At 53.6% G+C, this 16,272-nt stretch carries 10 protein-coding genes and 1 pseudogene; 8 read left to right on the forward strand and 3 right to left on the reverse strand.

The window, feature by feature from the left end; genetic code table 11:
* Positions 1–62: 62 nt before the first annotated feature.
* From H7B67_RS23550 to H7B67_RS23560, 3 genes and pseudogenes are all read right to left on the reverse strand, one after another.
* Positions 63–1,621: pseudogene (locus H7B67_RS23550) on the reverse strand (IS1182 family transposase).
* A 322-nt stretch (positions 1,622–1,943) separates the two neighbouring features.
* Positions 1,944–3,527, reverse strand: coding sequence for a hypothetical protein (locus H7B67_RS23555; protein WP_185122330.1), 1,584 nt, complete (start codon positions 3,525–3,527; stop codon positions 1,944–1,946).
* A gap of 121 nt (positions 3,528–3,648) precedes the next feature.
* Positions 3,649–4,752: a glycoside hydrolase family 88/105 protein gene (locus tag H7B67_RS23560; protein WP_185122331.1), complete on the reverse strand. Its 1,104-nt coding sequence runs from the start codon at positions 4,750–4,752 to the stop codon at positions 3,649–3,651.
* A gap of 108 nt (positions 4,753–4,860) precedes the next feature.
* Between H7B67_RS23560 and H7B67_RS23565 the strand changes: the two genes are divergently transcribed.
* The 8 genes from H7B67_RS23565 to H7B67_RS23600 all read left to right on the forward strand — a co-directional run bounded on the left by H7B67_RS23565 (position 4,861) and on the right by H7B67_RS23600 (position 16,267).
* Positions 4,861–5,700, forward strand: a complete 840-nt coding sequence (locus tag H7B67_RS23565; protein WP_185122332.1) for an AraC family transcriptional regulator — start codon at positions 4,861–4,863, stop codon at positions 5,698–5,700.
* Between the two features lie 576 nt (positions 5,701–6,276).
* Positions 6,277–6,729: a GNAT family N-acetyltransferase gene (locus H7B67_RS23570; protein WP_185122333.1), complete on the forward strand. Its 453-nt coding sequence runs from the start codon at positions 6,277–6,279 to the stop codon at positions 6,727–6,729.
* A gap of 26 nt (positions 6,730–6,755) precedes the next feature.
* A complete protein-coding gene (locus H7B67_RS23575; RefSeq protein WP_185122334.1) occupies positions 6,756–8,570 on the forward strand; it encodes a sensor histidine kinase in 1,815 nt (604 codons plus the stop codon).
* Positions 8,563–10,236 (forward strand): response regulator, encoded by a 1,674-nt coding sequence (locus tag H7B67_RS23580; RefSeq protein WP_185122335.1) that lies wholly within the window; start codon positions 8,563–8,565, stop codon positions 10,234–10,236. The genes H7B67_RS23575 and H7B67_RS23580 overlap by 8 nt, the downstream gene beginning before the upstream one ends.
* Positions 10,237–10,390: 154 nt before the next feature.
* Positions 10,391–11,860 carry a carbohydrate ABC transporter substrate-binding protein gene (locus H7B67_RS23585; RefSeq protein WP_221468890.1) on the forward strand — a complete coding sequence of 490 codons (1,470 nt, stop codon included), beginning with the start codon at positions 10,391–10,393 and terminating at the stop codon, positions 11,858–11,860.
* Positions 11,861–12,165: 305 nt separating this feature from the next.
* Complete coding sequence (locus tag H7B67_RS23590; RefSeq protein ID WP_185122336.1) at positions 12,166–14,301, forward strand: discoidin domain-containing protein; 2,136 nt, start codon at positions 12,166–12,168, stop codon at positions 14,299–14,301.
* A gap of 246 nt (positions 14,302–14,547) precedes the next feature.
* Positions 14,548–15,426 (forward strand): carbohydrate ABC transporter permease, encoded by an 879-nt coding sequence (locus tag H7B67_RS23595; RefSeq protein WP_185122337.1) that lies wholly within the window; start codon positions 14,548–14,550, stop codon positions 15,424–15,426.
* Position 15,427: 1 nt separating this feature from the next.
* Positions 15,428–16,267 carry a carbohydrate ABC transporter permease gene (locus H7B67_RS23600; protein ID WP_185122338.1) on the forward strand — a complete coding sequence of 280 codons (840 nt, stop codon included), beginning with the start codon at positions 15,428–15,430 and terminating at the stop codon, positions 16,265–16,267.
* Positions 16,268–16,272 lie beyond the last annotated feature (5 nt).

Raw genomic sequence — 16,272 nt, forward strand, 5'->3', positions numbered from 1 at the left:
CTTTGAGAACAGTTCGCTTAAGTTAAACGGGTTATATCTGAAAAATAGTGGCGTAAGGGAGGCTATCCCTGCGCCACTATTTTTCGTTTTCCGTCGATTGCCGCTTTCTTGAGCAGATTATGGGCAAGCGAAAGCCATCCGACCTCTAAGCTTACCTTCGGCAAGCCACGAAGCAGAAATCGCCGGAATCCCCGGTTGTTCTTCATTTGCCCAAACACACTCTCTGGTTCGATCATTCGCTTGACCGATAGCTTATAGCCTTCCTCGCTCCGGAGCTTCTCCCGAACCTGCTGCTTGTACGCTATATACTTCAGACTAACACTGATTTCCCGGTTTCCTTGGGCTTTCGTACATGCACTCTTAAGCGGACAGTCCTCACAGGTTGAACTACGGTAATGCCTCTTCCGTATCTCATATCCACTTTCGGTTGTTTCCTTGCCTTCATAACGGAAATAAAGCTTCCGTCCTGCTGCGCATGTCCACGTGTCCTCTTCATGGTTATATGTCCAGTTATCCAGCTTGCTGATATCGTTCTGCCACTTCTTCGATTTCTCTTTATGATAGGTACTGTACTTAACCAGTGCTTCGATTTTCTTCTCTTCTAAGTAAGCATAATTTTCTTCCCCGCCATAGCCAGCATCCGCGATGAGGGTTCCTGGCAGCTTACCAAGAGCTGTTTTGGCTTTCTCTAAATGAGGGATGAGGCAACGAGTGTCCGTCGGACGTTGATGCAAGCTGTAACCGATGATGAACTGCTCCTCCGTGCCGATTTGTACATTGTAACCGGGCTTTAATTGGCCGTTGCGCATATGGTCCTCCTTCATGCGCATGAAGGTCGCATCCGGATCGGTCTTGCTGAAGCTGTTTCGATCCCCGAGAATCTTCCGTTGCTTTTCGTATTTTTGTAGCCGAGGGAGAAGGTCTTGGCGAATCGCCCGAACCGCTTTCTTTAGCGGCTTGTCTTTCGGCTTCTCTGTTAGTTTCTTCTCCAGTTTCTCAACCGCTTCAACCAGCTGCTCGCTAGTGATCTGCGCAGCATTCCCCAGTTCCGGGAGATCTTCTCCGACGTGTTCCATTTCCTCTTGGCGCTCGCTCTCTGCGATAGCTTGGAACAACGTCTGCACCTTCTCTTGAAGCTTCGCCTGTTGCTTCACAACGGCCTTGCCCCAGACAAAGGTATAGCGGTTGGCGTTTGCCTCGATCTTGGTACGTCGACGAAATAATGGTCGAGCTTGACGTAGCCCGATTCCACGAGGAATTGGAGAACGGCAGTGAAGACGGTCTCGAGAACGGATTTCATGCGCTCGGAACGAAAGCGATTAATGGTGCGAAAATCCGGGCGTTGCCGGCCAGCAATCCACATGAACATGATGTTCTCTCGGACGGCTTTGGCAATTTGACGGGAGGAGTAAATACGCTGGGTGTAGGCGTAAATGATGACTTTCGTAAGCATTTTAGGGTGATAACTGTCTCGGCCGCCGCCAGGATAAGCGGAGGCGAAAATCTTGTCGTCCAGGCGATTGACGGCTTCGTTGACGACTCGGACGAGGTGGTGAGGAGGGATGTCATCCTCAAGATCCATTGGCAGGCAAAGTTGGTCCATGGTATAGTGAATGTACAAAGAAACCGTTCCTTTCTAATGGTTGGGTGGTACCTCCATTTTACCAAAGGACGGTTTCTTTGCGTTATAGGGAGAAAGAAAATGACAGTAAGCGATACCAAATAAGGGCATGTGTCTCCTGGAGGAGCGAAGCGTTTGCTTTTGCCGACGTGAAATCCCCTTGTTAAGGGGTTACCAAATCCCATTTCACGGCGGCACCAGCAACCGGAAGGAGACACATCCCTCCAAAATATAAATCGCTAACCTAAAAGACAGGGGCTGTCCATAAGTTTATGACTTATGGGACAGCCTCTTAATTTTCATATGACAGATCTTATTTTTTTTATTTTTTTCTTTTTCGAATGACAAACCCATTCTCATTAGTCGTGATAATACTTCCATCCATGAGGACTCCGGTTATTAATGCATCGCTTAATTTATTTGAAGGATTGTCCAATAAAAGCTCAATCTCTTTCGAATATTTTTGAATCGCTTCCTGATAGTCATCCAAATGAATCGTTTTGATGTCAATATTCAAAGAAGACAATTTTCGAGCATATCTGGCAAGTCGGTTTTCTTTAATGAAATAATGATATTTGATATTAGCCGTATTTTTGATCTTGCTGAGTTTTTCAATTGTTTTATCGTCCAATTCTTCAAGAAAAACGATGTTGCAGGAATACAAATGAAAGGTAAATTCTCCTGCTTCATTGAACTTAGTGTTCCTATGCTTTATATATTCAATCATTTTAGACATGCTTGTAGGATAAGGAGTTTTGCTATTAGAGAAGATCGTATTGGGAAAAATCAATTCAAACCCAATGGCCTGGGTATCTTCTTTCCTATAAAAAAACTCGAATGTTTCGTGATCATAACTTTGTTTTAGCGATATAATATGAGCGGCCAACCGAGTCCATAAATCTGATTGATCCTTATAAGCGACAATCGTATCGCGCATATCGAATTCAGATAGGACTCGATTATTTATTCCGTGTTCCATGTTTTGCAATAGGAATCGATTGATTTCATGGGCCTCTTGTTCTAAGCTCCAAATAATTTTCTGTAAGGATACTTGAAAAATGTATGATTTAAGATTGAATAAATATTCGTCGGAATAATGAAGATCCTGTTCGATTTGGTCGATATAAACCTTCTCCATAAAGATATATTGCCTGCACATATAAGCTAACGGATAATCGGCTTCTTCCAATTTATTAAGGACGGAATCGATTTGAGAGAACAAGAATTTGGCTTTTATCTCCGCCTGTTGAAACATTTCATGGAAGGATCGGATCTTCAATTGACCGAAATATTCTCGGATATCGTATGAATGATAAAACAACTCTTTAAATACTTCGATTCGCAGAGTTAAATAATTGGACATCTTTTCAACGATAAACGATACGTAATTGTTTTGCTTAGAGTCGCTTAAAACGGTGACTTTTCTGAAGATGTCTTCCAGCATTATTTTCTCGGTCAATTGAAAAATCTCATTATAGAGATTAAACTGTTTGAGTTCATCGATGATCCCGCTTTGATCGGCAAGAAGTATTTTTATTTGATATTTGGCTTCTCGTTCTTGCTTCCATTTTGTCCATTTTAAAGTTTCCTTAATGTCCAAATCCTTGGGCAACATTAAGGTCCAAGATTTCACTTTATAATTGGCATTGGCAATGGCCCTGTCGAAAGAATCGTTAATTTGTTGGTAACTGATATTATCGATAAAAAATTTACATTGGAACACATCGATCGGCTCTGAAAATTCCCCAACGTAGACATCTATTCCTTCATCGCCTGGATTTTCCCTTATTTTATGGACATTTTCATCGAATTTTCTTTTTAGCAATGCATAACAAGCATTTTGAAATTGGTGCCTGGCACCTGGTAAGCCATAGAGATCAATGAAACGCTTGAAATCGATTTGCAATTGTCTCCCTCCAGCAATATCCGTCATTCGACAAACCAATAATTGGATAATATCAAACGAATGACATTTCATCAAATAAAAAAAGTTGAAGCCGTATTGCATGCTTCAACTTTAAGAAAATTTATTTTGCTTGCTTAGCCAAGCTCATCTCCGCGCACATGAGGATAAAAGCGCCCGCCCCATGAAGGTCGTTCTCGCTCGTCGGCCGAGCGATATAATGGGCATAGTCGCCGATTCCGGTGCCGATGCAGATGTTGCCGATGACGACTCGGCCGTTCTCGTCGAAGGTCAGCGTATCGACGACGCCTTGGTATCCCTTCCAAGCGTACTCCATGTACTTGGGATCCAGGTAGCCGAAGCGTACGGCTTTGGCGATGGCATGAACGTATAACGCGGTGCACGAGTTCTCGAGCCAATTGTCCGGCCGGTCCCCCTTGTCGACGACCTGATACCAGAGTCCCGTCGCTTCATCCTGGAACTTCGGAAGGGCGATTAAAAGGTCTTGAAGAATCTCGACCAGCTTAGCCTTGTCCTTATGATTCTCCGGCATGTATTCGAACATCTCCAGCAGGGCAACCGGGTACCAGCCGATCGCGCGGCCCCAGAATTCCGGCGCGAGCCCGGTTGCCGGATCGGCCCAGGCGGCTTCCTTGGTCTCGTCCCACCCGTGATACAAGAGGCCTGTCTTCGGATCCTTCGTATGCTTCTCCATTAGAATGGCTTGATAAGCCATCAAGTCGAAATACTTGCTCTCCCCGAACTCCTTGCCGTACATGACGGCAATCGGCCCCGCCATGTAGAGCCCGTCGAGCCACATCTGATTCGGGTAATGCTCCTTGTGCCAGAAGCCTCCCGAAGGGTTGGTTTTCCACGACTTCAACAGCGGGACAAGCGTATGCAGAGCTTTCTTATACCGTTCGTCTCCCGTCTGCTCATACAGGTTAAACAGAAGAACGCCGGGCTGAATGTCGTCCAGCTCGTCGGGATTGAACTTCTTGATGCTTCCGTCCGGCTGTACCTGGCTATCCACCCAACCTTTGATGTAGTCGAGGTATTTCTTTTTCCCCGTCTCGCGCCAGGTCTTCTCCATCCCCGACAGGAAGACGCCCTGATGATAGTGGAACCGGTCCGGCGGAAGCCGCTCCGGCTCGAACTTGGCCATGAGCGCCTCGCAGGCTTTCTCCGCCCATTCGATCGGTGTATGCTTAACGGCCTGTGAATTCATCTTGTCATCTCCTCCTACTTGTTTTAAGCTCATCATAGCATCGAAAAATGTACATTATTTGCGAAAATGACGGAAAACTTCTTATATCTTGCGGAGGAGGGACGGCGGATGGAGGAGCTGTTTTACGAGAACGAGGAAGGCACCTTCACGGCATCTTACCGGAAGGCGCGCAGCCACCATATGCCGGCCAATCATTTTCACGGGACGTACGAAATCTTCTATCTCATGTCCGGCAAGCGGGAATTCTTCATCCAGGATCGTACGCTTGCGGCAAGCGAGGGGGATGTCATCATCATCGCTCCGAACATCCTTCATCGCACGACGAACACGGAGAAGCCGGCGTACGAGCGTCTCGTCGTTAATATTCATGAAAGCCTGATGACAGCTGCCCATGGGGCGAACCGGGACGTCCTCCTGCCGCTGCTCGGGAAGGAATATGCGATCGTGAGGGGCTCGCTGCAGGAACGGCTGGCGATCGACGCTCTCGCGCAAGGAATGCTTCAGGAGCTTCGGGAGAAGAAGCCCGGCTTCGAGATGTACGCGCTGACGCTCGTGCAGCAGCTTCTTCTGTTGTGCTGCAGGCAAGCCGCCGGTCAGAGCCGACAGGAGACGCCGGAATCTCCGAGTCCCATGCACGAGAGGATCTCGGAGGTGGTTCGCTACATCAACGACCATTACATGCATGAGCTGTCGCTCCAGCTGCTGTCCGAGAAATTTTACATCAGCCCGTATTATTTAAGCCGTTTCTTCAAGGAAGCGACCGGTTTTACGTTCGTGGAGTATCTGAACAGCGTCCGGGTGAAGGAAGCGAAGAAGCTTCTGGAGGAGTCCGCCATGAAGGCGAACCTCATCGCGAAGAAGGTGGGCTTCGGCAGCGTGGCGCATTTCGGCCGGGTGTTCAAGCAGGTGACGGGGCATGCTCCGCTGCATTTTCGCAAGGAGAAGTAGAGGGGCGCTGAAAATGTTATGGAAAATAGGAGGTGAACAACGATAAAATATTTCCATGTACAACATCCGATCTTATAGAGGAGACCGTCATTCAAATTGTCGAAAACCAGACTGCTGACCCTTTCAACATGGGCTTTAACCGTTATCTTTTTGTTTAGCCATTGGTTGCTCTTTTATATCATTGCCAACCAGATTCTTATCCACAACTTTATAGGCAATTCGCTAGATAATCTTTTTTATTCCGGTCCGCGATCCGTGTTAATCGGGCTGGCGGCAGCTTTATGTCTAACGGGGATATCCTTATTCTCCAGCCTTAAGTCAAGAGTGCTTAGGTATGTGTTCCTGGCTCTGAATAGCATCCTGTTTCTTCTTGTCATCTATATTCTCTATGAGGTCCTTTCGTCCAATGGCTGCTCTGATGTTTACATTCCCCTCATCTATGAAAACACGAAAATCGGGTGCGGCAGCGGAGGCCATAATAATTGGAGCGAGTGGCAGAGTAAAATAAGGATCGTTCAGTAGGAATCGCTGCGGCGAAACGTTAGATAGAAGATAGATAGAACGAGGTGAGTAAAATTGCAAATCCGAAAGTTGAACTCTAATGAAAAACCGCCGCTTGATCTGCTCTTGCTGGCGGATCCATCGCGGAAGCTTGTTGAAGAGTATCTCCGAAGAGGATATTGCTTCATCGGCTCCCTGAATGATCAAATCATAGGCGTCTATGTCTTGTTGCCGACTAGACCCGATACCGTTGAGTTAGTCAATGTAGCCGTCGATGAACGGCATCAAGGCAAAGGAAACGGCAAACGGTTAGTGAAGCATGCCATCCAGATTGCCGCAGAGATGGGGTTTAAGACGATCGAAGTCGGTACGGGGAATTCCGGCGTGGGGCAGCTGGCCCTTTATCAGAAGTGCGGCTTTCGCATAACCGGAGTAGACCGAGACTTTTTCGTTAGGCATTACGACGAAGAGATATTCGAAAATGGCATTCAAGTGTTGGATATGATTCGGCTTTCTCAAGATTTATAGCCACTAGACGTGGGGAGGGATCGAAGATGCTCGCCGGCCTGTCGCCCAAGCTCAAACCCCATTCGCCTCTCCTACGCAGGCTCTCCATCAAGAACAGGCTCCTGATCGCTTTTCTCATCACTTCGCTCTTGCCCGTACTCCTCGTAGCCGTCTACTCGAACCTCCGCTACGAGGCTTCCATCTCGAATAAATTAAGCGCTTCCTTTCTTCAGATTTTGTCGGAATCGGCCGTCAACGCTTCCCGGGAGCTCGCGCAATACGAGACGCTCAGCGAGTCGATCATTATCCATCCGCTCATTCAGAGCGGGCTTCGCCGTTACGACGAAATGACGGATTACGAGAGCAACGAGCTTCAGACGGAGATCAAGGACGACCTTGGCGAACAGGTTTTCCGCTTAAGCAACCTATCCAACGTCGTCATCCTCACGAACGAGGGAGAGACGTTCTTCGACCTCGGCTTCGAGTGGTACCCGAACAATCAACTGGCCGATTCGCTGTCGGGAGTAGAGGCATCCAGCGGCAACGCGAAGTGGACCTACCTGCGCTCCAACCGAGATTCCGACAAAATCGCGCTCGGCCGGATCATTTACTCGGAGGATAACCTGAATCGGCAGCTTGGTTACTTGATCATCGTCATCGACGAGAAGGTGTTCTCCCGCAACACCTACGAGCACGTCAGCTTGGGATCGGGCAGCCGGCTGTACATTGCCGACAAGAACGGAACCGTCGTCTCTTCGGGCACTTCGTCGATCTCGCGCGGCAGTACGTACATGCAGCAGGAGGTGTTCGACGTCATCGGCCAGCATCCTCCGAACACTTCCTTCTATACCCGAATCGACGGCCGCAAAACGCTCGTGACGAGCTTCTACATGCGGTCGGCGGACTGGTACATGATCGGACTGGTCCCGCATGCCTCCATCATCTCGGAGCTGTCGGAGATGAGGGGCAATCTCCTGTACATAAGCTTCTTGATCCTGCTCTTGTCCGCATTCGTCGCCCTATGGATCTATCGAAGCATCAGCCACCCGATGAGGGACCTTCTGCAGTATGCCGCCCAGATCAAGATCGGCCAGCTGGATGCCAGGCTCGGGAGCACGAATCCGGACGAGATGGGCAAGCTGGCCGAGACGATCGATCAGATGGTCGAGAGACTGAAGCAGCTGATCTATCAAGTCGAAGTCGAACAGAAGGAGAAGAGGGACGCGGAGCTGAACATGCTTCAAGCCCAGATCAATCCGCACTTCCTGTTCAATACGTTGAATTCCTTGAAGTGGAGCGCCATGATGAGCGGCAATCAAGCGGTAGAGCAAGGGATCGCTTCCCTGTCGGAGCTGCTGCGCAACACGATTCTCGATCAGGAGGAGATAATTCCGCTTCGGAAGGAGATCGAGAACGTCCTGCACTATTCCGTCATCCAACGCATTCGCTACGGGGATTCTTTCCATCTCTACTGCCGGCTAGGCGACGAGAGATTAAACGACTGCCTGGTGCCCCGTTTTATCCTTCAGCCGATCGTCGAGAATTCGATTCTTCACGCGGGAGGCGAGGAAGGGCGAGTCGTCAACATCCGCATCGAAGCGACTCGGGAAGAGGGGGAAACTCTTCGCCTCGCGATCATCGACGACGGCAAGGGCTTCGACATGAACGAACGTCCCCGCCGCTACTCGCATGACAAGCTGTCCGGCATCGGAATGGCGAACGTCGAAGAGAGAATTCGCCTGCACGTCGGGCCTGGATACGGGATGGAGACCCGCAGCCGGCTCTCCGTAGGAACGGAGACGGTAATCCGGCTGCCGATTCGGATAAAGGAAGATGAGGGAGGAGGATCGGAGCATGTATAAAGTCGTTATCGTGGATGACGAGATGATCGTCCGGCACGCGGTGCGGTCGTTGATCCGGTGGGAAGGCAGCCGGTTCGAGTATGCGGGATCGGCCGCGAACGGAGTCGCCGCCCTGGAGCTCGTGAACCGGCTTGGCGCCGATATCGTCATCACGGATATGAAGATGAACGAGATGGACGGCTTGGAGCTGATCAAGCAGCTGCAGTCGGGCGGCTTCGCGGGGGAAGTGCTTGTTCTGAGCAATTACAACGATTTCGATCTGGTGCGCGAGGCGCTCAAGCGCGGAGCCCACGACTATATGCTCAAGCTGACGCTGAAGTCGGAGCAGTTCATGCAGGTACTCGAGGAGATGGCGAGCAAGCTCGACGAAAAGCGGGCCTACGCGCCGAATGGCCGAGCCCGGACACAGGCTGAAGCGCCGGATGGCTCGGGAGGAAGGAGGGAAGCGCGCGAAGCGGCGGGAACTCGGGATTTAATGGCCGATCCCGATTGGACGGCCCGCATGAATCGGATACTGCAGCAGATGGAGTCGAGCGGTGAGCATCCGGATCCGAGCGAGGAGGAGGAGCTTGCGGCTTATTTCGCGGCGCGCGCGGGAGCGTGCTGCTATCCGTTCTATTATTATTTGCAAGAGAACGATAAGGCCGAGTGCTCAGCGGTCAATCATCGCGAGACATTGCTTAAGCTGGCGGACGGCTTGTTCCCGGGTCATCGCGACTTGTTCGTCGTAACCGCTTCCCCGCGCCGCTTCTTGCTGGTGGTTGCCTGCCCGAGCCGATCGATCGAGCCGGAGGAAGCCGCCCGGCGAATGATTCGGCTCTCGAAGATGTACTACAACCTGGATGCCAACGTTATCTACGGGGAGCCCGCAACCGGCGGCGAGAAGCTGCTGGAACAGCTGCGGCTCTGCAGGCAAGCGGATCAGCTGCGCTTCTATTCGTCCCGTCAGGAAGGCTTCTGTTCCAATGAGGTGACGGTCGCTGACGGGCACGAAGGCTTCCGGGAAGCCGAGACGAAGCTGCGAGATACTCTGCGCAGAACGAGCGGGTTCGCGATCGAGCTGTGGATGGAGAGCGCCCTCCTCCTCGTGGAAGCGGCGGCTAAGTTCTCGATTCGTCCTTACGTTCTCAAACGGGCCATCGCCGGCGGCATCTGGGGAGTGGCCAACGCTCCGATCCTCGGCGAGGGGCTGACGTGGAACGAGAAGCCTTGGATCGAGAGGGCGGAGGCGGCGGAATCCGACTCGCAACTGATGCTTCTGATCCGGGAGCTGTCCGAAGAGGTCATGGGTCTGCTGGAGAAGACGGCCGCTCTGCCGGCGACCCGGGAGGAGGTTCGCCAGGCTATCTCGTACCTGGAGAAGCACTTCGCGGAACGGATCTTCATCTCGGAGGTGGCCAGCCATGTCGGCTTGTCGGAGCCGTACCTGTGCCAAGTGTTCAAAGCCGAGACGGGCACCAGCATCCTGACCCGGCTGAACGAGATCCGAATGGCCCGGGCGTACGAGCTGCTCGCCTCCGGCAAATACCTTATCAAACAAGCGGCGATCGAGGTGGGCATTCCGGACCCGTTCTATTTCAACCGCCTGTTCAAGAAGCGCTTCGGCATCGCTCCCAAGAACGTGAAGAAGAGACAGGAGAAGATGGACGATTTTAAGATGCCGTAGATAAAAGAGATAGGTTCGCCGGAGGAAAAGGAAAGGCGGCGTTTTCCCGCGAACGCGAGCGTAAAATCGTCCATGAACATCCTTTTAATTGTTCATTTGGCCCGCGCCCCTTGGGTCCTATAATGAAATCAATCAACCGAAAGGGGTCATCCGATTGATCAAACCAAAGAAATGGTCCGCCGTCGCTTCCGTCTTGACCGTATCGGCACTGTTCATGGCCGGGTGCGGCAACGGCAACGACAACAACGCTTCTGGCCCAACTCCTTCCGCTTCCGAATCCGCTTCGACCTCTCCCTCTCCTTCGGAGGCATCGCCATCGGCCGCTTCTCCTTCGCCGAGCGAATCGGAGCCAGCGAAGACGTTCGACAACCCGGAGCTGAACATCGCGGTGTTCCAGGGCGGCTACGGCCGGGAATACTGGGATAGCGTCGCCGAGGAGTTCATGAAGGATTACCCCGGCACCAAGATCAACATCACGGCAAGCCCCAAGATCGCCGAGCTCGTTCGGCCGAAGATCGTCGCCGGCAACCCGCCGGACTTCATGTACATCGCGGGCAGCGACAATACGCCGATCCTGGACGGCCTTATCAAGGATAAAGCGCTTCTCGATTTGACGGACGTATTCGAAGGGGCGGGAGCGGACGGAACGCCGCTCAAGAACAAGATTCTGCCCGGCGTCCTGGAAGCCCGATCGAACTCTCCTTACGGAGACGGGAAAATCTATCTTGCTCCTTACAACTTCGGAGTGATGGGGCTGTGGTACAACAAGGCGCTGTTCGACGGCAAGGGAATCGCGACGCCGAAGACGTGGGAGGAGCTGTTCGCGAGCGCGGCGGTCGCCAAGGAGAACGGCCGGGCGCTGTTCACTTACCAAGGGCTGTATCCCGGCTACCTGGAGGAGATGATCGTTCCCGCCATCTACGGTGCGGGCGGCCAAGCCGCACTGGATCAATTCTTCAATTACGATCCGGAATTCTGGAAGAGCGACGTCTACAAGAAGGTATGGGGCTTGCTGGAGAGAATCGCGACGGACGACAACGCTCTGATGAAGGGGACCGTCGCCCTTAACCATACGCAATCGCAAACCGCCTTCCTGCAAGGCAAGGCGATGTTCATCCCGAACGGCACCTGGTTCGAGGACGAGATGAAGGACGCGCCTCGCGAAGAAGGGTTCCAGTTCGGCTTCTTGGGCGTGCCGGCTCTCGATGCGGGCGGCCAAGTGATGGCGCTCACGAGCGTGGAGCAGATGGTCATTCCGGCCAAGGCGAAGAACCCGGAGCTGGCCAAGGCGTTCCTGCAATACCTGTATAGCGAGAAGAGCATCAAGCTGAACGCCGAGAAAGCCAAGGGCGTCCTCGCGGTCACCGGAGCTCCGGACCTGGCCAAGGAGTTCCTCTCGGAGACGACCTACAATATCTACAAAGCAGTGGACAGCGGCATGATGGCCGTGAGCGGTTCGTTTAAGCCGGTGGCGAAGGGAAGCAAGTACAACCCGAGCGACGAGGTTTACAAGCCGATCTCCTCGATCATGAGCAAGCAACTGACGCTGGATGCGTACAGCGAGAAGCTGTACAAAGTGTATAGCGAGATCAAGCAAGAGCTGGAAGCCAGCGGGGCGCAGTAAGCCCGTAAACGAAAATTTACAAACCGTGGAAACCTGCCGCAGGAGTGGACATCGGCAGGTTTTCCTTTATTCGAGGGATGTGTAAACGCTACCATAATAAGAGGGCGGAGCAGTCGACTCGGTTGCTCCCATTCCAGAGGAGGTGGAGTCGAGAGCAGGAGGTCAACTTCCAGCAAGTAAAGCGAGGTGATAAGACAGCGGCTTCCTAACGGGTGAAGTCACAATCCCAACTTACCAAGTTTAACCAGGACAATTTCGTATCTCATCCGATCTCTTCCTTCATGATGAATATGGGAGGTTTAATGATGACAAGAAGAATAAGCGGACTATTATCGATGGCGCTGCTGTTCGGCTTGCTGATCGGAATCGGAACGGCGCCGACGGCGGATGCCGCCGGAACGACCTATTACGTCGACTCTGCGGCGGGATCGGACACGAATAACGGCACGTCGGAGAGCGCGCCTTGGAAGTCGCTCGCCAAGGTAAACGCGACGACGTTCCAGCCCGGCGACCAGATCCTGTTCAAGTCGGGAGGATCGTGGAACGGCCAGCTATGGCCCAAGGGGTCCGGCGCGGCTGGCTCGCCGATCAAGATCGATAAGTACGGCGGCACGGCGCTCCCGATCATCAACGGCGGCGGCGCGGCCCGGGATTATCAAGCGACAGGGGCCGTCATGCTGCGGAACCAGGAGTATTGGGAGATCAGCAACCTCGAGGTGACCAACGACGATAACTTCAACGTCGACCTGACGACGGTTACTTACTCGAACGGCAAGCCGTCCAACATTCGCGACGGCATCCTGGTCGTGCTCGACACGAACCAGGTTCCGGCCGGCGGCGATACGGTCATGGACCACATCTACATCCACGACAATTACATCCACGATGTCGACAGCCCGAACCAATGGCCGAACCAATACGGGAACGCTTCGTTTAACGGCGGCATCATGTTCTACGTCATCGGGGCGCTTAAGGCCAACATGACCTTCAACGACGTCCGGATCGAGAACAACACGATCGAGAAGGTCGACCTGCTCGCCATCGCCAACTTCAACTACACGACGACGACGGCGTTCCAGGACGAGATCGGCCCGTACAACCTGTGGCAGACCAACATCTATATCGGCCATAACTACATGCGCAACATCGGCCAAGGCGCGATCGACATCTGCGACGCGATGAACGCCGTCGTCGAATACAACGTCGTGGACGGCTGGTCGAAGCGCTACAACGCCGAGAGCGCCGGCATCTATCCGTGGAAGTCGACCAACGTCACCTTTCAGAACAACGAGGTATACGGCGGTCCGACGACGACGGGAGCCAACAACGGGGACGGAACGGCTTTCGACTTCGACTCCCCCAACACGAACATCGTCTATCAATTCAACTATACGCACAACAATCCGATGGGCTGGATGTCGTACCTCGGCCGCAGCAGCAACAACATCGCCCGGTACAACATCAGCGACGACAATGCCGCCTACCTGATCAAGTTCGGTTGGTTCGACGTCGATACGTCGGCCGCGTACTTCCTCAACAACGTGTTCATCTACAACGGGTCCGTCACGAAGTTCACCAATTCCAACGCGAATCTGGCCTCTACCTACTTCAAGAGCGTGCCCTATTACTTCTACAACAACGTGTTCTATGACAAAGGCACGCCGTCGTCGTCCTTCTGGGCGAGCGGCCCGACGGCTTACGGAACGGCGGTGTTCCGCAACAACGCGTTCTACGTGACGGCCGGCAGCCATGCCGCGGGCGAGCCGAGCGATCCGGCCAAAGTCATCTCGCCGCCGCAGATGGTCAACCCCGGGCAGGCCCCGACGGCGGGAGCGAACGGCTTCACGAGCGGCGCGACCGTGTGGGACGGCTACAAGCTGCAGTCGACATCGCCGCTGATCAACGCGGGACTCAACGTTCCGCAGCTGGGCACGAAGGATTTCTACGGCAACGCGTTGTTCAACGGCAGCGCGCCGGACATCGGGGCGTTCGAGTCTACGGTAACCGGAGGCCCGACGGGGCCGGTATCGGTTGCCGTCGGAGGCACCGTCACCGCCAGCTCGACGAGCAGCCCGTCCGGCGAAGAGAAGGAGAAGGCGTTCGACGGCAACACGTCGACCAAGTGGCTCATCACGACGAGCACGGGCTGGATTCAGTACAAGTTCGCGACCGGCGTCTCCCATGCCGTCACCTCCTACAAGGTGACCTCGGCGAACGACGTTCCGACGCGCGACCCGAAGAATTGGACGCTGCAAGGCTCGAACAACGGCACGACGTGGACGACGCTCGACACCCGGACGAACGAGACGTTCGCCAGCCGGTTCCTGACGAAGACGTACACCTTCGCCAACACGACCGCTTACTCCTACTATCGGTTCAACGTGACGGCGAACGGCGGCGCCGCGCAGCTTCAGCTAGCCGAGATCGGCCTCTATACGTAATGGCGCCAGCCGCCGCCGGACGAATTTCGTTAGGCGGCGGTCTCATCCCGCTCTCCCGGCACCGCGTCGACCTGTACGATTTTAAGATGCCGATGGCTTGGCGCCGATTGGCTTTAGGACCGACCGCTCCGCCGCTTAAAATCCTCCATGAACATCCGGTTTTTTGTTTATTTGGCCGGCAGCCCTTCGAACCTATAATGAGATCATCTTACCGAGAGGGGCATAGGCACCGCCATGAGGATGAAGATGAACACGAGACGCAAGCTTTTTATCGCAGCCTGCCTGCTGCCGGGGCTTCTCTTATTTTCTCTGTTCAAGGTGTATCCGACGATCCAGATTTTCCACAAATCGCTTTACCTATGGACCGGACTCGGCGACAAGCCCAAATTCGTCGGTCTGGGCAACTTCAAGGACATGTTCCGGGACGACACGTTCCTGCTCGCCCTCCGCAATACGGGATTCCTGATGCTGATCATCCCCGTTCTAACGCTGCTGATCGCGCTGATCAACGCCTCGATCCTGACCAAATCCAAGCTGAAGGAACGCTCCTTCTACCGGACCGTTTTCTTCTTCCCGAGCATTCTGTCGTTCGTCGTCATCGCGATCCTCTGGTCGTTCATTTACCATCCGACGATGGGCTTCCTCAATTCGGGTCTCGAAGCGGTCGGATTGGGCGATTGGGCGCTGCCTTGGCTCGGGGATCAACGGACGGTGCTGTGGGCGCTTGCGGTCACGCTGATCTGGCAGGCGGCCGGCTATTACATGGTCATGTACATGGCCGGGATCGACGCCATCTCTCCCGAGCTGTACGAAGCGGCGGAGCTCGACGGGGCGACCAAGCTTCAGCAATTCCGGCGAATCACGGTCCCGATGCTCTGGGAGATCATCCGGGTGACGATCATCTTCAGCATCAACGGCGTACTCAGCATCAGCTTCATTATCGTGTCGATCATGACCGCGGGAGGTCCCGACCGGCATTCGGAGGTCGTCATGACTTACTTGTACGGCCAAGCGTTCACGAACTCCAACTTCGGCTACGCGATGGCGATCGGCGTGTTTATCTTTATCGTGTCCATGCTGCTTGCCTTGCTGAGCAACAAGCTGACGGAGAGGGGGACGGAATAGCATGACGGCTATCAAAACGGGGATCGGACGGACGCTGCTGCGTCTCTTCCTTCTCGCTCAAGCTGCCGCGGTCGTGTACCCTCTGCTCTGGAACATTCTGGCTTCGATCAAAACGAATACCGAAATCATGGACAATCCCTGGAGGCTGCCAAGCGGCTTCGAATGGAGCAATTACGTTCATGCGTTCGCCACGGCCCGTATCGGCGATTACATGCTCAACTCGGTGGCGGTCGTTCTGCTGTCGATGGCGCTTCTGCTGGCGGCCGCCGTTCCATCCGCGTATGTGCTTGGACGCATGAGGTTCCGGGGACGCTCGTTTTTTACGAACTTTTACATGGCGGGGCTTTTTATCGGGGGCGTCTACATTATCGTTCCGCTTTTTATCCTGATGAACGACCTGCGCATGCTCGACAATCGGTTCTGGCTCAGCGCGGTTTACGCGACCGGCAGCCTTCCGTTCTCGATTTTCCTGTTGACGGGCTTCATGAAGTCGATTCCGCACGATTACGAGGAGGCGGCGATGATCGACGGCTGCGGCTACTTCGGCACGCTTGTACGGGTTATCATTCCGATGGCGAGACCGGGAATTATCACCTTGATCGTGTTCGGTTTCTTCGATTTCTGGAACGAGTACGTGCTGGCGATGACGTTCCTGACGAGCGACGCCAAGAAAACGATTCCCGTAGGCCTCTCGAACCTGATGCAGATCCAGCAGTACGCGACCGATTGGGGTTCGCTGTTCGCCGGGCTCGTTATCGTCCTTGCGCCGACTATCGCCGTGTACGCGCTGCTGCAGCGCAAGCTGACCGACGGAATGATGCTGGGAGGAGTTAAGGGGTAAGGAGT

This window comes from Cohnella thailandensis, from assembly GCF_014212135.1.
Classification (GTDB): Bacteria; Bacillota; Bacilli; order Paenibacillales; family Paenibacillaceae; genus Cohnella; species Cohnella thailandensis.